Source organism: Nocardia sp. NPDC060249 (assembly GCF_042728755.1).
Lineage (GTDB): Bacteria > Actinomycetota > Actinomycetes > Mycobacteriales > Mycobacteriaceae > Nocardia.
In genome coordinates this window covers 44,174-62,853 of the sequence record NZ_JBHXAQ010000005.1, presented here as the reverse complement: position 1 = coordinate 62,853, position 18,680 = coordinate 44,174, and the positions used below count along the sequence as shown (strand labels likewise).

The following is an 18,680-nucleotide window of genomic DNA, read 5'->3' as shown; positions in this document are numbered from 1 at the left end:
CGTTGCGCCGGGTCGCCCGGTGCGCCTCGGCAGCGGAACAGGCCGGCGCCATCCCCGAGGGGGTTCAGTAGGCCCGGGAGAAGATCACCCGTTTGCCGTAGGAAGCCGGTGCGTCACAACGAACGCACTGGCCGCTTTCGGCGTCTCCGGCCAGCGGCACACACCGCGGCGTCGCCGCCGTGAGAGCCTTGATGTCAAGCTCACACTGTGGTTTACCGCAGTGCAGGGTCAACGCCCAACCCGTCGCGACGGCCGCCTCGAACGCCGCCCAATCGTCGACAGCGCTGGTGTTCTCCTCGCGGAACGCGGTCGCGCGAGCGAGTAGATACGCCTGGAAATCGTCGAGGATCCCGGGCATGAGGTCGGGCAGGGTCGCCATGTCGACTGTCTGCTTGCCCTCCTCCCCCAAGCGCCGAACCATGACCGCTGTCCCGGGAGCGAGGTCGCGCGGCCCGAGCTCGACGCGCACAGGGACACCGCGCATCTCCCACTCGTTGAACTTCCAGCCCGGCGTCTGGTCCCGATCGTCGACGTACACGCGGACTCCGGTGGACCGGAGTTTGCCTGCCAGTTCATCGGCGGCCGCGACGACGGCGGCCGCGGTATCGCCGCGCATGATCGGCACGATGACGACCTGGTGCGGCGCCAGGCGCGGCGGCAGCACCAGGCCGCGGTCATCGCCATGGGTCATCACGACGCCGCCGAGCATCCGGGTGCTCATTCCCCAGGATGTCGTGTGGCAGAAGGTGTCTCGCCCATCGGAGGCGGCGTACCGGATTCCGAATGCTTGCGCGAAGTTGGTGCCCATGTAGTGCGAGGTCCCGGCCTGCAACGCTTTGCCGTCCCGCATCATCGACTCGATCGTGATCGTCTCGAGAGCGCCCGCGAAGCGTTCACCGGGGGTCTTCTCACCCGGCACGACCGGCATCGCCGCCAGCTCCCGGGCGACGGTCTCGTAGATCTCGAGCGCCAACTCCATCTCGGCACGAGCCTCCGCCTCGTCAGCGTGCGCGGTATGGCCTTCCTGCCACAGGAATTCCGTGGTGCGCAAGAACATTCGCGGGCGCATCTCCCATCGAACAACATTGGCCCACTGATTGAGCAACATCGGCAGATCGCGATGGGAGCTGATCCACTTCGCCATCATCTCGCCGATGATCGTCTCGCTGGTGGGCCGCACGACGAGCGGTTCTTCGAGCTCCTTACCGCCCGCGTGCGTGACCACCGCGAGCTCAGGCGAGAACCCCTCGACATGGTCGGCTTCGCGTTCGAGGTAGGACTGGGGAATCAGGAGCGGAAAGTAGGCGTTCTCGTGACCGGTCTCCTTGACACGCCGATCGAGCTCGGCCTGTAACAGCTCCCAGATCCTGTACCCGTACGGTCGAATGACCATGGTGCCTTTGGCCGGTCCGCGGTCGACGAGGGCAGCCTTCAAGACAACCTCGTTGTACCAGCTGGAGAAATCTTCGCTCTGGGCGGTAACTCCGCGCTCATCCCGTGCCATGACAACAAGGCTAACGCCCCCCACCAGCGAATTTGCTGGTCCCGGTTCACCTGCGGACCTGCGGTTTTCCCGCAGTGGCACTTGGGCGAGCAGCGGCAGTTCGGTGAGTTGGTCAGCGTTTCCGTCGTGGATGAGCACCCAGTACCCGGGCAGGTGCTGTGCGCTGCCGATGACAGCCCACCCACTGCGCAGCCGGCCGATCACGGTCGGATTGGTGCCTCGACGGGCGGCACCGATCGGATCCTCGACGGGCCGACCGCGTCACGTTCGTGCACGACATGGTCCTGCTCGGCGAAGCGGTCGAACGCGCATGCCGTGCCGCGGACCCGGAATTTCTGCGCATCAACTACGAGGTGCTGGGCAACTTGTGGCCGCACCTGCACGGCCACGTCATCCCCCGCTACCGGTGGGAACCCGACCACCTCCGAGTAGGACAGGTCGCCCTCTACGGTTCTGACCGAGACGCTCCCGAACACCGGCTAGGTGCCCGGCACGACCCGTTGCGGGCCGCCATTTCGGCTGCACCGCAGGAAGTTGTCGCTGAGGACTGAAAAGGTCAGCGGCGCTTGCCAACACCGCGCCCCATTACCGCTCGGGCAAACGCCTGGAGCGGCGTCACGACCTCCGCGCTCCGACCATGCGGAGGGCGAGTTCGACATATCCCGCAGCGATGACATCCGCGTCGGAGTAGGTCTTGGAAGGAAACCATCGGCTGACATCGACCCCGAGTGAGGTGATTGCCAACGTTGCAACCCCGACATCGACGGGATCGAACTCGCCTGCCGCAGCGCCGGTTTCGATGATCTCTGAGAATATTCGAGACGTCGACCGGCGGATTTCAGCGATGACGGTGAAGTGCTCGGGCGACAGCGAGCGTAGTTCGTATTGTGCAACGCGCGCGCCGGTGTGGTTGTCGGCGTGCCACATGACGTAGGCGTTCACCGTCGATATCAGCCGATCGGTTGCTGAAGCCCCGGCGTGGTCGGCGGCAGTGACCGCCTCCAGGACAGAACTGTGCCCTTCCAGGCTGATGGCGTAGAGAAGCGCTTCTTTGGTCTTGTAGTGCGGGTATACCGCGCCGGGACTCATGCCGATACTGGCGGCGATCTCGCGGGTACCGGCCGCACCGTATCCCTTGGCAGCGAAGACCTCGATGGCCGCGGCGCGTATCCGCGCAGCCGCCTTGGAGGTACCTAGTTCATCGCGAACCGCCGATCGTGATACGTCCACAGGACTCCTCCTCTCGGTCCATGGGGTTGACATGTCACCCTCCTCCACGCAGGATATGCGATCGTATAGAAACTATGCAATCGCATAGCCGATCGTTTGCTTCATCGCACAGCACCGCGACTAGGTGACCTCACCCTGTCCCGTCCGGCACACCCTGAGGAAATGTCATGTCCACACCTATGTCCCGCCGCGATCTGGAGTTCCTGCTCTACGAGTGGCTCGAGGTCGACGCACTGACCAGTCGCGAACGCTTCGCCGACCACTCACGCGAGACGTTCGACGCGGTACTGGATTTGAGCGCGAACATCGCCCAGAAATGCTTCGCGCCGGTCAACAAGAAGGGCGACAGGAACGCGCCGTACATCGGTGCAGCGGGCCAGGTGGTACTGCCGAGCGAGATCAGCGACGGCCTCGAGCAGTTCCGCAGCGCAGGGCTCATTGCGGGGTCGTTCGACGAAGCTTTGGGCGGCATGCAGTTGCCGACTGTCGTCAACCGCGCGGCGATGACCTGGTTCCAAGCCGCCAACGCGGCGATGTCCTCCTACTATTTCCTCACTGCCGGCAATGCCGGTCTGCTGGCGGAGTACGGGACCGCCGAGCAAATCGATACCTGGGTCCGGCCGATGCTCGACGGTCGTTTCACCGGCACGATGTGTCTGTCCGAGCCCCAGGCCGGGTCGTCTCTGGCCGACATCACCACCAAGGCCGTCGCGGCGCCGGATGGCACCTATCGGATCACCGGCACCAAGATGTGGATCTCGGGCGGTGACCACGAGCTGACCGACAACATCGTTCACCTGGTCTTGGCCAAAGTCCCCGGTGGCGGCGCTGGGGTGAAGGGCATTTCGCTGTTCATCGTGCCCAAGTATCTCCCCGATGGAACGCGCAACGACGTTGCGCTGGTCGGCCTCAACCACAAGATGGGCAACCGCGCCACCACGAACGCACTGCTCAACTTCGGAGACGGAACCTTCGATCCCACTCCGGAACCCGGCGCGGTCGGCTACCTCGTCGGCACCGAGCACCGTGGGTTGTCCTACATGTTCCACATGATGAACGAAGCCCGCATCGGTGTGGGACTGCTGGCCACAGCGCTGGGGTACGCCGGCTACCTCGCCTCCCTGGAGTACGCCCGCACTCGCGTCCAGGGTCGAGCGATCGATGACGCTGCCTCGGCCGCGGACAGCAAGCCCGTCGCCATCATCGAACACGCCGACGTCAAACGGATGCTCTTGGCCCAGAAGTCCTACGTCGAAGGCGCACTGGCGCTCGGGCTCTACTGCAGCAAACTCGTCGACGAAGCCGCTACAACGACCGGGCCCGAGCGCGATCGAGCGAACCTTCTGCTCGATGTCCTCACTCCCATCGCGAAGAGCTGGCCGTCACAGTGGTGCCTGGAAGCGAACAGTCTCGCGATCCAGGTCCACGGCGGCTACGGCTACACCACAGAGTTCGATGTCGAGCAGTACTACCGCGACAACCGGCTGAATCCCATTCACGAAGGGACGCACGGCATCCAGGGCCTGGATCTGCTGGGCCGCAAGGTCACGATGCACGACGGTGCGGGTCTGGCCCTACTCTCGGAAACCATCAGCGACACCATCGACCGAGCCTCCACCGTGCCGGCGCTGGCCACCTACGCCGATGATCTGGGCACGGCGCTGAACCAATTGGTCGCGGTCACCGCACAGATCTGGTCGGTCGACGACCGCGCCGCCTCGCTGGCCAACGCGAGCATCTACCTCGAAGCCGCCGGGCACATCGTGATCGCCTGGATCTGGCTCGACCAGCTGCTCGCCGTCGGCAACCTGGACGGTGCCTTCTACGACGGCAAACGCGTCGCGACGCAGTACTTCTTCCGGTATGAACTGCCCAAGGTCGCCGCGCAGCTGACACTGCTGGCTCAGCTCGACCGAACCACCCTCGATACCGACCCGACCTGGCTGTGAGCCTCGTTCACCGCACCACCTCGACTACGTTTCAGGAGAACTCGATGCCCCTACTCGAAATGTTCGACATGACCGGCAAGGTCGTCATCGTCACGGGCGCATCGTCCGGACTCGGAGTGTCGTTCGCTCAGGGGTTCGCCGAGGCAGGCGCCGACCTCGTGCTCGCGGCCCGCCGTGTCGACAAGCTCACCGAGACTGCGGAATCCGTGCGCGCAGCCGGTCGACGAGCTGTCGTCGTTCCCGCCGACGTCTCGGTACCCGAACAGTGCCAGGCAGTCGTCGACGCGGCCATCGCGGAGTTCGGGCGTGTCGATGTCCTGATCAACAACGCCGGCGTCGCCTCCGCCCACCCGGCGACCCGGGAGACCCCCGACCAGTTCCGCGCGGTCATCGACGTCAATCTCCACGGCTCCTACTGGATGGCGCAAGCCTGCGGCCGCGTCATGCCGGCCGGCGGCTCGATCATCAACATCTCGAGCATTCTCGGACTCACCACCGCGGGCTTGCCACAGGCCGCCTACAGCGCCAGCAAGGCCGCCATCATCGGACTGACACGCGATCTGGCCCAGCAATGGGGATCCCGCAAGGGAATTCGCGTCAACGCGCTGGCCCCGGGGTTCTTCCGTAGCGAGATGACCGACACCTACGACGACGGCTATGCCGCGTCCCTGATGCCCCGGGTCGTTCTCGGACGGTACGGCCACGGCGAGGAAATCGCGGCCACCGCGGTATGGCTCGCCTCTGCGGCCGGCGGCTACGTCACGGGTCAGACCATCGCTGTCGACGGCGGCGTCACCATCACCTGAGCTCGCCGGTGATGGTCGAGGACGACTGGATCTGCCATGACCCCAAGACTTTTGGGGCGTCCTCGCGTCCATGCGCTGCGGTATCTTCCATGCGATCGCCGCACCCTGGTCGGCAAGCAGAGGAAGCACACACCACATGTTCAACAAGACCTTTGCGGCCGCCGCGCTCTCGATGAGCGCCGCTGCCGTCCTCGCGGCACCGCCCGCCGCCGCCGACCCGGTCAACTGGGGCGCCGCTTCCCTCAGCGTGTGGGGCAACGTCTACGCGTTTTCGGTCAATCACCCGACGGAAGCCGACGCCATTCGAGCCGCCGACCGAGCGTGCAAGGGTCAAGGCATCATCGACTGCCGGATGGTGGTGACGTTCGCGAACGGCTGCGGCGCGGTCGTGACGAGTCCGCTCGCGATCGTCGCGGGGTTCCCGATCGTGGGTTTCGGTAAAGGGGCGACCCACGGGGAGGCATACGCAGACGCCACCCGCAACCTCCCCACCGGCACCGGAAGCGCCGGCTCGTTCACTGGTGACCACGCCTGCACCCGGCCTTGATCTAGGTCCCCTGCCGCGCTTGGCGATGAGCACCGAAAACCGTTGGAACAGCGGTGTTATGTGCCAGTACCATGCTGCCCAACTATGACGTCTAGTTAAGGACCTTCCGCTGTACATCCGGTGAGACCTCCCCAGCGCTGATTCGTCGCGCGTCGCGCATGTGCGACGCGCTCCTTCCTGCTGCGAATTTCTCACCGAAACGGGTGTACTTCTATGCTCGAGATCTGGGTTGTCGTGCCCACCTGCCTGCCGCTCGTTGTCCGACGTTGCCACGCGTGCGCGTCCGAGCGCTTCCGGGCAAACGGAAAATTCCGCGTCAACGCACACCACAAACTCATCGACGCTTGGCTCCTCGCGCTGTGTGCCGGTTGCGGGGAAACCACCAAGCTCACGGTCGTGGAGCGAGTGAACGTGCGCTCGATACGACCTGAGCTGCTGGACCGGCTACACAACAATGACCCCGGCTTGACCGCTGAGCTGCTCCAGGACCCAGTCGTGCAGCGTCGCAATGGCATCGCCCTCGACTGGGCCAATGCCTGGCGGCTCGATACCGGAGAATCGGACCACCTGGACTGCGAGGTGGTTGACGTCTCAGTCCGTTTCGTGGCCCGGATCCCGGTGCGGCCGGTGCGCCTGATCGCTGAAGGTTTCGGTCTTTCGCGGGCCGAGGTCGAGAGACTCCTCACCGAGGGGAACCTGATTTCGGCAGTCCGGCTGAGCGGCAAACTCTCCGGCGACTTCACCTTCACGCTCAAGCGCTGAGCCAGGCTGAAACCAGGGTTACGGTGGCGTTCAGGTCACCGCGTCAGTGTCCGGTCGCCGACGATCCGGGGCTTTCTGGCCGCTGCGGCGCCCGGGCGTGGGCGGGACGAGGTGCTCGTGCACGACCTGTTCCCACCACGGTTGCAGCGGGCTGGGGTCCGGCCAGGACACGATCGCGGTATCGATAGGCGGTAGGGGTGAGCGGTCGATCCGATGCGTCATGAGATCTCGATTGCAGTAGCAATCCCGCGGGATGCGCAGGACTTCGGGAACGAGTGGTCGCGACGGTGTGCACGGTCGCTGCTGTACTCGGGTCCGGACTTGCCCGTTACGCCGCACGAGGACTTCCGGTAGTCGTCGGGGGGAGCTCGGACTGAGCCCCGGCCAGGGCATCGACGAGTTCGGGGTAGACCGGTAGCCAGTCGGTCAAGCCGGTGACCTCGACGACTCGGCCGGTCACCGCGTACGGTCTCGCTTCGACCACGCTGATCCCTACGCCGTGCCGCCGGCCGTGCCGGGTGAGTTCGGTTATGGCGAAGATCGCGCGCAGGGATAGGAACTCGACCTTGGTGAGGTCGACGATCACGTGTCGGCCGCCCCCGAGCGCGGTTGTGCCGATCGCTGATTCCAGCACCCGCTGCCAGCGGGTGAGGGTGAAGGCATCGACGATGCCCAGCACTCGCAGGATGGTGGTGGTGCCGCAGGGCTCGACCTCGGCACGCAGGCGTTGCGTCGCGTCGCGAGCTTCGGCGGTGATGGCGTTCGACCAGTGATGCGTGCTGCGAGTGATGTTCATCGAGTACTCGATTCCTCGGCACCGGCAGATCTGCTACCGCCCCGCCGCTCCTGCACTGCTCGAGAACGACCGGTACCACCATCCCACCACACAACACGTCCCGCCGGGCATGACCGTGACCTACCTGTGGCCGTTTGCCCAGGTAAAACCGACTGAATGTCATCTCGAGGGTGGATCAGTACATGACAACGGAGGCGTTGTACCCAGCCGTACATGTGGGCTCGACCCAGATAACGAGGTCGCTTCGCGCACCGAGCGAATCTCGGCAACGACCCACGGCCGGAGGCGCAGACAGGCAACAAAGCAGATTCGAGCTCACGGGACCGGGTACGCGCCGTAGGACCGACATCAGTCCTGCCCGGCCCGGTCGACGGTAGCGGACATGACCTCGAGCGGCCTGCAGGAAGCTGGGAGCACTGCACGATCGCTCGAGACAGGCCGACGAGAACACGGAAAGTAGTACCCCGGTGACAGTTCGAGACCGAGGAGATGAGGTCGTCATGGTCCAGGTCACACTCAGGATCCAGGCTCCGGTAGAGGAGGTATTCGCGGTGCTCGCCGACGGCTGGTTGTATGCGAGCTGGGTGGTCGGTGCCTCCCATATTCGCGGAGTCGACGACGAGTGGCCACAGGTCGGCGCGCGGATACATCACAGCGTCGGGCCATGGCCGCTGACCATCCAGGACACCACCGCGGTCCGCGCAGTCGACCCTCCTTTCGGCATCGAGCTCGATGCCCGGCTGTGGCCGTTCGGTGCGGCCGTCGTCCGGCTGGAACTGCGCGCGACCGGACCCGCCGCATGCGAGGTTGTGATGAGCGAACGGGCTGTCCGTGGTCCCGGACGGCTACTACCTCACGCTGTCCAAACGCTGGTACTCACGCCGCGCAACCGGGAATCACTGTCCCGGCTCGCTGATATCGCGGTCGGTAGACACCAAGCGGCACCGTAGCGGGTATTCGCCGTGCTGAGCGGTCCAGCAAGCACGCCCGTCCTGCGCCATGTACGCGGGGGCGGTGTGCGGAGATCTCGGCCGGATCAGGGTGCGGCGAACCCGTCTGTTGCGCTGCCGGGCTCGCGGATCGGCCGGGCGAACCGGACCATCGCGCGGTACAGGGCGCGAGGTTCGGGTGCGGACGGCAGGGGTGGGACCTGGGTGCCAATTGCTCGGAATGAGCGAACTGATCACAGGCAGCGGCGTGAACTGGACGATCATCCGGTTCACCGCTCCCAAGGACAGGCTGCAGACCGGGAAGCTGCGGGTCGGGTTCTACGGCACTGACCGGATCGGATTCGCCGTCAGCCGCGCTGACATCGCCGCCTTCACCGCGGCGCAAGTCGACGACGACACCTACATCAACGCAGCCCCCGCCATCAGCAACTGACCACTGTGGCCGGGGCACCGCAGTCCGTGGTACGGACCCACGTCCAACGGCTGCAACGATGTTCGACCACCTGCTCTTGACCGGCCACGAACGAATCGAGCCCAACGGCGATACATAACTTGCGCAGCATGAGATCGCCGCGTGATCGACTACACGCCTGGTGAGCGAGCGATAGTCCTGTAATCGCTGTCACCGCAACTGATTTCGGCCCGAAATTCTGATTCGGTCACAAAGCCGCGGGCATTCGAACAGTGAACCGTCGTGTTCCCGATCGAAGGAGAGCCCAATGTTTTTGAGACGAACGCGCCGACGCGTCCACCACATGGGCCGCCTCGCGTTATTGGGCGCTCTCATCTCGGCCGGTGTTGTCGCCTGCGCGACGACTACCGAGTCGCAAGGCCCCGGTGGGGAAGCCGGCTCCGCCGACGCACCGATGATCGGTCCCGCCGCGGGTGCGAAGTTGTGCGAGACGATGTGGGCCGATCTCGATGATTGGCGCCAACAGGGCAGCGCCATTGCCCGCGTGAAATTCAACGGCGTCGTCCACACCTGGGCGCTGCGCAACGGCGCGATCAACATCGCCGTCGCCCGCCACCGCGACGCCATCGACGCGACCACCCGCGACCAGTGCCCCAACGCACGCGAGCAGGTCACACGGATCATCAACACTGTCGATCTGGCATCGGGGCTCGTCGGTTTCTGATTCCACGCACGGGTTGTTTAGGAACTGGTTCGCGCGGTAGCACCACAGTGGGCTGCCGACAGCGGGAAGTGAAGATACACCGGTAGCCGGCCCACCGACCATCTCGGCCCGGAAAGGGAGAACCATGTCGATGCAGGTAGCGGATTACGTCCTTGCGCGGCTGCGGGAATGGGATGTCGGGCAGGTTTTCGCCTATCCCGGTGACGGCATCAACGGCCTGGTCGCCGCATTCGGGCGAGCCGACAACGCGCCGCGGTTCGTGCAGAGCAGGCACGAAGAGATGTCGGCCTTCCAGGCCACCGGCTACGCGAAGTTCAGCGGCACCGTCGGCGTGTGCATGGCCACCTCGGGGCCAGGCGCGATCCACCTGCTCAACGGCCTCTACGACGCCAAGCTCGATCACGTACCGGTGGTGGCCATCATCGGCCAGACCGCCCGCAGCGCGATGGGCGGCAGCTACCAGCAGGAGGTGGACCTGCAGGCACTGTTCAAGGACGTGGCCTCGGACTACCTCGTCGAGGTCAATGTCGCCAACCAGCTGCCCAACGCGCTCGATCGAGCCATCCGCACCGCGCTGACCCGCCGCGCGCCGACCGCGGTGATCATCCCGGCCGATCTGCAAGAGCAACCCTACGAGCCGCCGGCGCATGCTTTCAAAGAGGTGCCGTCCAGCCCGCCCAGCATTTCATCGAGCACCGCCGTCCCGGCGCGCACGGAGGTAGAGCGCGCGGCAGAGGTGATCAACGCCGGAACCAAGCTGGCCGTGCTCATCGGCCAGGGTGCGCGCGGCGCGGCCGAGGAGCTGCTCGAGGTCGCCGAGCTGACCGGTGCGGGCATTGCGAAGGCGCTACTGGGCAAGGACGTGCTCTCCGATGACCTGCCCTTCGTCACCGGCTCGATCGGCCTGCTCGGAACGCGCGCGAGCTATGAGCTGATGCGTGACTGCGACACCCTGCTGATCGTCGGTTCGAACTTCCCCTACAGCCAGTTCCTACCCGAACTGGACCAGGCCCGGGCGGTACAGATCGACCGGGACGGCGCGTCGATCGGGATGCGCTACCCCACCGAGGTGAACCTCGTAGGAGACGCGAAAGCCACACTGCGCGAGATGATCCCGCTGATCGAACACCAAGACGACCGCTCCTGGCGCGAGACCGTCGAACAGAACGTGCGGCACTGGTGGCAGACGCTGGAACGCCAAAGCATGCTCGACGCCGACCCGGCCAACCCGATGCGGGTGGTGTGGGAACTGTCGCAGCGCGTTCCGGACAACGCGATCATCACCGCGGATTCGGGCTCGTCCACCAACTGGTATGCCCGCTGCCTGCGCATGCGCGCCACCATGCGCGGCTCGTTGTCGGGCACCCTGGCCAGCATGGGCGCCGGGGTCCCCTATGCCATCGGCGCGAAGTTCGCACACCCCGATCGCCCGGTGATCGCGCTGGTCGGCGACGGCGCGATGCAGATGAACGGCCTCAACGAGCTGATCACGATCCATCGCTACCAGCACCTGTGGGCTGACCGGCGACTGGTCGTGTGCGTCTTCCACAACAATGACCTCAATCAGGTCACCTGGGAGTTGCGCGGCATGGGCGGCGCGCCGAAATTCGAAGAGTCGCAGACACTTCCGGATGTCTCCTACGCCGACATCGCTCGGTGCACCGGCATCGAGGCGATCACCGTCGACAACTCCGGGAACATCGGAGCCGCCTGGGATCGCGCGCTGGCCGCAGACCGCCCGATACTGCTCGACATCCACTGCGATCCCGAGGTCCCCCCGATACCGCCCCACGCGACCACCGAGCAGATCAAGGACATGGGCCGTGCTGTTCTCCGAGGTGACCCGAGCGCATGGCACCTGCTGGTCCAAGGAGTGAAAAGCAAAGCTCAGGAATTTCGGCCTTGACCAACGGCCCGCGCGCGACTGCTGCCTCCGCGTGCTTGGGCCGGAAACAACGGGGTATGGCCTTCTCATGCCTGACTCGCTGAAGCGGGCGGTCACCACCCCGCTGCTGTACTTCTTCATCCTCGGCGACGTTCTCGGCGCGGGCGTCTATGTGTTGGTCGGATCGGTCGCCCGTGAGTCCGGTGGCGCGGTCTGGCTGCCGCTGTTGACCGCACTCGTGCTGGCCACGCTCACCGCGGGCTCCTACGCCGAGCTGGCCACCAAGTACCCGCGAGCAGGCGGATCGGCCCACTACGTCACCATCGCGTTCGGTCCCGCCGCTGGTTCGTTCGCCGGTTTCTGCATGCTCGCTGCGGGCATCGTCTCGGTGGGTGCGCTGGCCAGGGCGTTCGCCGGAGACTACTTGCAATCGTTGATCTCGCTGCCGACTTTCATGGTCGTAGTCGTCTTCCTCGCACTGCTCGCCGCACTCAATATCCGCGGCATCAAGGAGTCGCTCGCGGCGAACGTGGTGGCCACTCTGGTGGAAATCGGCGGTCTGCTGCTGATCATCGCCTTGGGCGCCTGGCTGATGCTGCGCGGTGACGCGGATCTGGACCGGCTCACCCAGGTGGGCACCGCCGACCACGGCGCCATCGGGGCGGTGCTGGCGGGTTCGGTGCTGGCGTTCTACTCGTTCGTCGGGTTCGAGACCTCCGTGAACCTGGCCGAGGAGGTCAAAGATCCGCGGCGGTCCTATCCCACCGCACTGTTCGGGGCATTGCTCACCGCGGGGGTGGTGTACGTGCTGGTCGGTGTGGTCGCCAGTGCTTGCGTACCCACCGATCAGTTGGCCCAGTCCAGCGGGCCGCTGCTCGAGGTCGTTCGCGCCACCGGTGACATCCCCGACTGGCTGTTCAGCGTGATCGCACTCGTCGCCGTCGCCAACGGTGCGCTGCTCACCGGCATCATGTCGTCACGGTTGGCCTACGGGATGGCCGAAGACGGGCTGCTTCCACCGGTTCTTGGCCGGATCCTGGCGGGCAGGCGCACGCCGTGGGTGGCGATTCTCGCGACGTCGGCCGTGTCGCTGATCCTGGCGTCGACCGGCGAAGTCGACTCCCTGGCCGCCACATTGGTGCTGTTGCTGCTGTTCGTCTTCGCCGGCGTCAACGCGGCAGTGCTGGTCTTGCGCCGAGACAACGGCGAATCCGACCACTTCCGAATTCCGGTCATTTTTCCGTGGCTCGGCTTGGCCTCGTGCCTGTTTCTGTTCACCCGGATCGACGGTGAGGTGTGGGTGCGCGGACTCGTGCTCGTCGGATTCGGAGCCGTGCTCGCCCTGGGGAACGCGATCCGTGCCCGCCGAAATGGTGTGATCGAGACAGACCGAAACAGATATAGCGCAACGACGACAAAGGAGGATTCTCATGCCGAGAACTGACGACACCGATGACGAAGCCGACGAGCCGAAAGGTGGGAGACCCGGACCGACCGATCAGGGTCGCCGAGGTGGGATGGCAACACGCGAAGTATCCCCGGAATTGAGCGAGCCGGACGACACACAAGAACCACCCGACTGACCTACCTGTCATTCTCCTGGCTCGCGCGCTGCTGGCAGTGGTGGTTGTGCTGGTGAATGTCGACGCCGCTCATCGGCGAATCCGGCCGTCGCTGCACAGCACGGCCTGTTGATCCCGGCCGCGATCTCGGCGACGGCTCGCATTCAGTGCCGGGTACCGGTGGCGCGCTTGATCAGTGCGTCGAAGGCACGGTCGGGCAGCAACCACTTCAGGAAGATCAGCGGCCGGGAACCGAACCCGACCCGGTAGCGGGTCTTGGGTCGGCGGGCGGTGACGGCCTTGCCGATCGCGTCCGCGATCACCTCCGGCGGGGAACTGAGGCGGGCGACGGTGGCCTCGGGGCCCAATGAGGCGGCCACCGCTTCGGCCTGGGCCGCGTAGGCGCCGTCGCCGGAGACCTTGCGCAGGTGGTCGGCGGCGATGCCGCCCCACTCGGTGCGGATACCGCCGGGCTCGATGACGACAACGTCGACGCCGAAGGGCTCGGCCTCGAGCCGCAGGCAGTCGCTGAGGCCTTCGAGGGCGAATTTGGTGCCGTGGTACCAGCCGCCGAGCGGGGTGTAGATCTTGCCGCCCATGGAGGTGATGTTGACGATGGTGCCGCTGCGCTGTTCACGCATGTGCGGCAGCGCCAGCTGGGCCAGTCGCGCGGCACCGAAGACGTTGACCTCGAACTGGTAGCGGGCCTCGTCGAGCGGTACGTCCTCGATCGCGCCGTAGGAGCCGTATCCGGCGTTGTTGACCAGCACGTCGATGCGGCCGGTCTCGGCGACGATGTGTTCGATGCCGGCGCGCACGGAGGCGTCGTCGGTGACGTCCATGGCCAGTGGGCGGATCCCGTCGGCGGCCAGTTTCTGTAGCCGGTCGGCGCGGCGGGCAGCGCCGTAGACGGTGTAGCCGAGGGTGGCGAGTTTGCGGGCGGTGGCTTCGCCGATGCCGGAGGAGGCTCCGGTGACGAGTGCGGTCTTGTCGGTCATGTCGGCTCCTGTCGGTAAGATGAACAGTAATTCATGTTCTATCATGAACTAGTATTCATCTTCATGCAAGGACCCTGTGGGAGAAGTTCATGACCGAGGCCAGACCGCAGCGCGCCGACGCGATCCGCAACCGCGGCAAGATCGTGTCCGCCGCCCGTGAGCAGATCACCGCGCACGGACCCGACGTGGGAATGAACGAGATCGCGACCGCGGCCGGGGTCGCCGTCGGCACCCTCTACCGTCATTTCCCGACCAAGGCCGACCTGGTCACCGCCATCGTGGCCGAATATGTGGCCCAGGTAGCCGATGACGCCGAAGCGGCGTGCGAACGTGTCGCGGGCGGCGCGGACGCGACGCACGAGATCACGGCGTTCTTGCGACGGGTCGTGGACGTCTCGGCCACCAATCACGCTGCCAAGGCAGCGGCACAGACCCTCGGCGCCGATCTCCGAGTACAGGCCGACGAACAGCGCGCCGGCGCCGCACTGGCCACGCTCATCCGCGCCGGGCAAGCCGACGGCAATGTCCACCCCGACGTCACCGTCGGCGATATCTACCTGCTGTTCTCCACCGCTCCGATCGACCAGTCCCCCGCCGCACGCGAACGCTGGCTCACGCTGGTCCTGCCCGGCCTGAGTGCCCGCGCCCGGATGGTGGGTTGATCAACCCGGGGTGTCGCGACCCTGGAGCTGGGCGCGTTCAAGCCCACTGACCCTCCCACCAACGCTGTGCTGGGAGACCGCGACGCCGATCGTTCGGGTTGACTGCGCGCCCACGACAACCGAAAACGGCCCGAAGCTCACAGGCTTCGGGCCGCGCGCGGCCGATATCGGGGTCGGGAAAGGTTATCGCGAGACTCCACGACGGCCAGTGACCAGATTGACGAGGAACAACAGAACGACCGAGCCGCCGATGCAGGTGAAGAAGCTGAACCACAGTCCACCGCCTTCGACGTCCACCCCGAGCAGTGTGAGCAGGAATCCCCCGAGCAGACCGCCGATGACACCGACGACGACGTTGAGCAGGATTCCTTGCTGGGCGTCGGTTTTCATGATCTTGCTGGCGATCCATCCGGCGAGTCCGCCGATGATGATCCATCCGAGAATACCGAGACCGAGCATGGCCTTCTCCCATCATCTCACTGTGCTGACGAGCACCCGGTGCGCCCGTCCCATCGCGGCATACCCCGGCTTGGCACAGCCAATCAGCTGAAGCGACAACCGCTTCGAGTCGTCGCCCTGGGAGCAATGACGAAACCGGTAAGGCCGGCGAACCGCGGGCGTAGTGAAGGGCGGCCAACGACCGACTGGTCCACTGCCCCGGGGGCGCCGTGGGCGAATCCGTGTACGGCACAGCTCATCTGCGCTGAAGCGCCCCGCGGAATCTCAGACGAGGCCCTCGACCTCGGCCACCGACGGGGGAACTCGCTTCGACGCCGCGAACACGTCGATGAGCAAGTCTTCGTCGTGGTAATGAGCCGAGGCCGACAGGCCGACGGTCTGCTGGGCGAGTGCGTGGACTTCGTCGCCGGTCAGCGGGTAGTCCTCCACGATGTGGCGCCAGTGCGCGCACAGCAGTGTGCCTCCTGGTTCGAGGTGCGCCACGACTTGTTCGAAGACGTCCCGCAGACCTGTTGTATCGAGGTAGTAGCAGACTTCGCTCAATACGATGAGGTCGAAACGCTCTGTCTGCCAAGGCTGGCCCAGACCCCACAGCCGGAACTCCACCGGTGCGTCGCCGAGGCGCGACCGCGCGGCGATGAGGGCGCGCTCTGCGATATCGGTACTTACCAGGTGATCGCAGCGCTCGGTCAGCTCCTCGGTGAGCACACCGATGGAGCAGCCGGGTTCGAACCCCCTTCGGTAGTGCGCCCGCGGCAACATAGCGGTCGTCAACGCGCGTTTGCGCCGCTCGTACCAGCGGGTGGTGAAGCGCCATGGGTCCTCGTCGTGGGCATACATCCGATCGAAATAGCCCGGCGGCATGGGCTTTTCGTTCACTGGAAGAAGACCTCGTCCGGTGTGGTGAACCGCTGAAGGACATGCGCGGGCAGGACAGGACGGTCGGCCGGATGATCCGACAGCGGGCGGATCTGGGTGCGATGTTGCGCCATCGCCCGCGCCTTGGCCGCGACCGCCGACGGCAACAGCGGCAACGCGAAGGCGCTCTCCGGGCTCACTCTCGGATGCTCCGGATTGCCCCAGTGCCACATCCACACCGGGTACTCGACCAGCGCGGTGACGGTGTTCGCACAGGCAGCGGCGGCCGCGCGGCCGACGGCTTCGTGGTCGGGGTGACCGTCGTGGCGCCAGGTGGCCGCGCACCGCACTCCTGGCCCACCGAGGCGGGCCAGGACGTAGGTGAGCAGATCGGTGAGCTCCGCCTCCTGCTCCGCGATACCTCCATCGGACATACCGAGCCGCATCGGCGCTCCGATGGCGAGTTCGTAGGCTGCGTTGTGCGATTCCTGGATTCGCAGCGCTGCCAGCTCACCAGGGGTATGGGTGGGTGAGCCCGGATGCGAGGCTTCACCATCGGTGACCGCGATCAGCGTGACCGGGATGTCGGCAGACCGCAGCCGCGCGATGAGCCCGCCCGCTCCGAGTACCTCGTCGTCGGGATGCGGCGCGACGACTACGAGGTGCCGCCAGTCGTCGATCCGAAGTTCGGGCCGGCTCGCCCGCCACCTCGCCCAGACACCCTCGCTTGCTCCGGGACATCCCGTGTCGATCAGCGGCTGGGCAACCACGAGAACTCCTTTTCCGCCTGGTCACGGCCGAGGGCGGCCAGATCACGTTCAGCATGGCTCTGGCGCAGGTACACGGTCAGGTCGGCGACACGGCGAGCATGGACGCTGTCGCCGCACAGCGGCCCCGCGCCGAGCGCGCGCCCGACCCTGTCCAAGGTCTCGGTCGCCGCCTGTTCGATCACCGCACGCACGCTGCGGGCGCGGACTCGAGCCATCCCGGCAGCATCACGTGGATCGGCATCGACCGCATGGGCGGCGACAGAGAGGCTGGCGTAACCGGTGGACAACGCCGCGGTGACCGCGCCGAGGTGGGCAAGCGCGTGGTCGTCTGCCTGCCCGGCGGCCGCGTACCGATGCAGCGCTTCGGCGACCGCGCACGCGCTCCCGTACCAGCAAGCGGCGACGCCGATGGCACCGTGCCAGAATCCGGGACGGCTCAGGTACTCGCCGGGGATTCCGAGCATCCTCGCTGGGGCGTTGTCGAAATCGACAGCACCGGAGTCGGATTCGCTCATCCCGACCGCAGACCAGGTTCCGGGAACCGGGTGGGCGACTGCACGGTCGAGCGGCACCGCGAACAAGGCTCTCTGCTCGCCCGCGAGGGCCGTGACCAGCGCGTGCGTGCATATGCTCGCCCCTGAGCACCACAGCTTGCGCCCGTCCAGCAGCCAACCACCGGAGACCTCGCGCGCTCGCAGCACAGAGGAAGGCGCTTCCGCGGCCCATACGCCCCAGATCTCGCCGGGCGCTGCCACCGGACGGTCCGTGGCATCCACGCGACCATCACCGAGCTCAGCGATGATCGCTACGGCGTCGGCGTGTGCCTCCGCCAGTCGGCCGAGAACTGTGTCCTCATAGGCTATTTCGGCCATGGCACGCCATCGCTCGAGGGTTCGTCCCGAGCCCGGCAACGGGAGATCCAACCGTCCCGAGCTCGCGAGCGAATTCATCGCCGCCGTGATCCGCGGCGCGGCTGCCACGTGTGCGCCGACGACAGTACCGTCCACAAAGGTCACGAGACCTCCTGCGGCTCGTCACGTCCCAGCTTGCGTAGATGCTCGGCGAATCCGTGTGGGGCCCGACCTCTTCGCCGGGCAGAGGTGGTTACTCGAACGTCCTCTGCCCAAGCGATCCGGGCCCCGCCGGCCAGCATCCGAACGACCAGATCCACGTCCTCGCCGGTGCGCAGCGCGCGGAAACCGCCGATTCCCCAGTACGCGTCGGCCCGGAAGCCGAGCGCGGCGCCATGGAGATGACCGTGACCCTCCGGCCCGTGGCTGCGGTACTGACGCTCGTACATCCGTCGAGTCTGTGCCGAGTGCCCGTCCCATTGACGCACCGCCACCATGCCCGCCACCACCTCGAAACCCCTTCGCGCGTATTCGAGCTGGGCGGACAACCAGGATTCTTCGACCTCGGAGTCGGCGTCGGTGGTCGCAAACCAGGTTCTGGCATCACACGCGGCCCCCGCGTGCTCGAATCCTCGCCGCCGCGCGGCCCCGACGTTGCGCTCGCTGACCGTCAGGACCTCGACTGTCGAAACGACCTTCGCTGAGCCATCGGTGCAGGCATCGAGCACGAGCTGGACACGAACCGGAACGTCCAATCGGCTCACGGCACGGTCCAGAGCCGCAAGACATCGAGGAAGCAGCCGTTCCTCGTTTCGCGCCGGAACCACGACGACGACCCTGTCGATCTCACCGATCATGACCTGCACGGCACATCGTCACCAACGACTGATTCATGAGGTACACCTACCCGCCTTTACAGAAGGCAAACAGCCATGAGTCGTCCCGACCTGCGCCG

20 protein-coding genes are annotated in these 18,680 nt (G+C 65.9%); 11 read left to right on the top strand and 9 right to left on the bottom strand.

All coding sequences use genetic code 11. The features are described from left to right. Window positions 1-64 precede the first annotated feature (64 nt). Window positions 65-1,504, bottom strand: a complete 1,440-nt coding sequence (proS, locus tag ACFWFP_RS19640; protein WP_379296970.1) for a proline--tRNA ligase — start codon at window positions 1,502-1,504, stop codon at window positions 65-67. A gap of 269 nt (window positions 1,505-1,773) precedes the next feature. On the opposite strand from proS, the gene ACFWFP_RS19635 reads away from it, so the two are divergent. Then, a complete protein-coding gene (locus ACFWFP_RS19635) occupies window positions 1,774-2,055 on the top strand; it encodes a hypothetical protein (RefSeq protein ID WP_379296968.1) in 282 nt (93 codons plus the stop codon). A 64-nt stretch (window positions 2,056-2,119) separates the two neighbouring features. Here the strand turns inward: ACFWFP_RS19635 and ACFWFP_RS19630 are convergent, their stop codons facing one another. Beyond that, complete coding sequence (locus tag ACFWFP_RS19630; protein ID WP_379296966.1) at window positions 2,120-2,734, bottom strand: TetR family transcriptional regulator; 615 nt, start codon at window positions 2,732-2,734, stop codon at window positions 2,120-2,122. Between the two features lie 167 nt (window positions 2,735-2,901). Between ACFWFP_RS19630 and ACFWFP_RS19625 the strand changes: the two genes are divergently transcribed. The 4 genes from ACFWFP_RS19625 (at window position 2,902) to ACFWFP_RS19610 (ending at window position 6,798) form a co-directional block, all read left to right on the top strand. Continuing rightward, window positions 2,902-4,683: an acyl-CoA dehydrogenase gene (locus ACFWFP_RS19625; RefSeq protein WP_379296964.1), complete on the top strand. Its 1,782-nt coding sequence runs from the start codon at window positions 2,902-2,904 to the stop codon at window positions 4,681-4,683. A 44-nt stretch (window positions 4,684-4,727) separates the two neighbouring features. Beyond that, window positions 4,728-5,489, top strand: a complete 762-nt coding sequence (locus ACFWFP_RS19620) for an SDR family NAD(P)-dependent oxidoreductase (RefSeq protein ID WP_379296962.1) — start codon at window positions 4,728-4,730, stop codon at window positions 5,487-5,489. Window positions 5,490-5,625: 136 nt separating this feature from the next. Continuing rightward, window positions 5,626-6,036, top strand: coding sequence for a DUF4189 domain-containing protein (locus tag ACFWFP_RS19615; RefSeq protein WP_379296960.1), 411 nt, complete (start codon window positions 5,626-5,628; stop codon window positions 6,034-6,036). Between the two features lie 213 nt (window positions 6,037-6,249). Continuing rightward, entirely contained in the window at window positions 6,250-6,798 is a 549-nt protein-coding gene (locus ACFWFP_RS19610) for a DUF1062 domain-containing protein (protein ID WP_379296958.1), read from the top strand. A gap of 328 nt (window positions 6,799-7,126) precedes the next feature. On the opposite strand, the gene ACFWFP_RS19605 is transcribed toward ACFWFP_RS19610, so the two are convergent. Continuing rightward, window positions 7,127-7,594 (bottom strand): STAS domain-containing protein, encoded by a 468-nt coding sequence (locus ACFWFP_RS19605; protein ID WP_379296956.1) that lies wholly within the window; start codon window positions 7,592-7,594, stop codon window positions 7,127-7,129. Window positions 7,595-8,094: 500 nt separating this feature from the next. Here ACFWFP_RS19605 and ACFWFP_RS19600 point away from each other — a divergent pair, with 500 nt between their 5' ends. The 5 genes from ACFWFP_RS19600 (at window position 8,095) to ACFWFP_RS19580 (ending at window position 13,009) form a co-directional block, all read left to right on the top strand. After that, window positions 8,095-8,544, top strand: coding sequence for an SRPBCC family protein (locus ACFWFP_RS19600; RefSeq protein WP_379296954.1), 450 nt, complete (start codon window positions 8,095-8,097; stop codon window positions 8,542-8,544). A gap of 220 nt (window positions 8,545-8,764) precedes the next feature. Continuing rightward, window positions 8,765-8,977 (top strand): NAD(P)H-binding protein, encoded by a 213-nt coding sequence (locus tag ACFWFP_RS19595; RefSeq protein ID WP_379296952.1) that lies wholly within the window; start codon window positions 8,765-8,767, stop codon window positions 8,975-8,977. 286 nt (window positions 8,978-9,263) lie between these two features. Beyond that, window positions 9,264-9,680, top strand: a complete 417-nt coding sequence (locus ACFWFP_RS19590) for a hypothetical protein (protein ID WP_379296950.1) — start codon at window positions 9,264-9,266, stop codon at window positions 9,678-9,680. Window positions 9,681-9,804: 124 nt separating this feature from the next. Then, window positions 9,805-11,586, top strand: a complete 1,782-nt coding sequence (locus tag ACFWFP_RS19585) for a thiamine pyrophosphate-requiring protein (RefSeq protein ID WP_379296948.1) — start codon at window positions 9,805-9,807, stop codon at window positions 11,584-11,586. Window positions 11,587-11,653: 67 nt separating this feature from the next. After that, entirely contained in the window at window positions 11,654-13,009 is a 1,356-nt protein-coding gene (locus tag ACFWFP_RS19580) for an APC family permease (protein WP_379296946.1), read from the top strand. Window positions 13,010-13,291: 282 nt separating this feature from the next. Here the strand turns inward: ACFWFP_RS19580 and ACFWFP_RS19575 are convergent, their stop codons facing one another. Then, complete coding sequence (locus ACFWFP_RS19575; protein ID WP_379296944.1) at window positions 13,292-14,125, bottom strand: oxidoreductase; 834 nt, start codon at window positions 14,123-14,125, stop codon at window positions 13,292-13,294. Between the two features lie 89 nt (window positions 14,126-14,214). Between ACFWFP_RS19575 and ACFWFP_RS19570 the strand changes: the two genes are divergently transcribed. Then, the gene (locus ACFWFP_RS19570) at window positions 14,215-14,787 is read left to right on the top strand and encodes a TetR/AcrR family transcriptional regulator (RefSeq protein ID WP_379296942.1); all 573 of its coding nucleotides are present in this window, start codon (window positions 14,215-14,217) and stop codon (window positions 14,785-14,787) included. A gap of 183 nt (window positions 14,788-14,970) precedes the next feature. On the opposite strand, the gene ACFWFP_RS19565 is transcribed toward ACFWFP_RS19570, so the two are convergent. From ACFWFP_RS19565 to ACFWFP_RS19545, 5 genes are all read right to left on the bottom strand, one after another. Beyond that, window positions 14,971-15,246 carry a GlsB/YeaQ/YmgE family stress response membrane protein gene (locus tag ACFWFP_RS19565; RefSeq protein WP_379296940.1) on the bottom strand — a complete coding sequence of 92 codons (276 nt, stop codon included), beginning with the start codon at window positions 15,244-15,246 and terminating at the stop codon, window positions 14,971-14,973. Window positions 15,247-15,510: 264 nt separating this feature from the next. After that, the gene (locus tag ACFWFP_RS19560) at window positions 15,511-16,125 is read right to left on the bottom strand and encodes a class I SAM-dependent DNA methyltransferase (protein ID WP_379296938.1); all 615 of its coding nucleotides are present in this window, start codon (window positions 16,123-16,125) and stop codon (window positions 15,511-15,513) included. Next, a complete protein-coding gene (locus ACFWFP_RS19555) occupies window positions 16,122-16,874 on the bottom strand; it encodes a PIG-L deacetylase family protein (protein ID WP_379296936.1) in 753 nt (250 codons plus the stop codon). Before ACFWFP_RS19555 ends, ACFWFP_RS19560 begins: the two co-directional genes overlap by 4 nt. Further along, entirely contained in the window at window positions 16,856-17,824 is a 969-nt protein-coding gene (locus tag ACFWFP_RS19550) for an acyl-CoA dehydrogenase (RefSeq protein WP_379297681.1), read from the bottom strand. Before ACFWFP_RS19550 ends, ACFWFP_RS19555 begins: the two co-directional genes overlap by 19 nt. Window positions 17,825-17,886: 62 nt before the next feature. Beyond that, entirely contained in the window at window positions 17,887-18,582 is a 696-nt protein-coding gene (locus ACFWFP_RS19545) for a glycosyltransferase (protein ID WP_379296934.1), read from the bottom strand. Window positions 18,583-18,680: the final 98 nt, after the last annotated feature.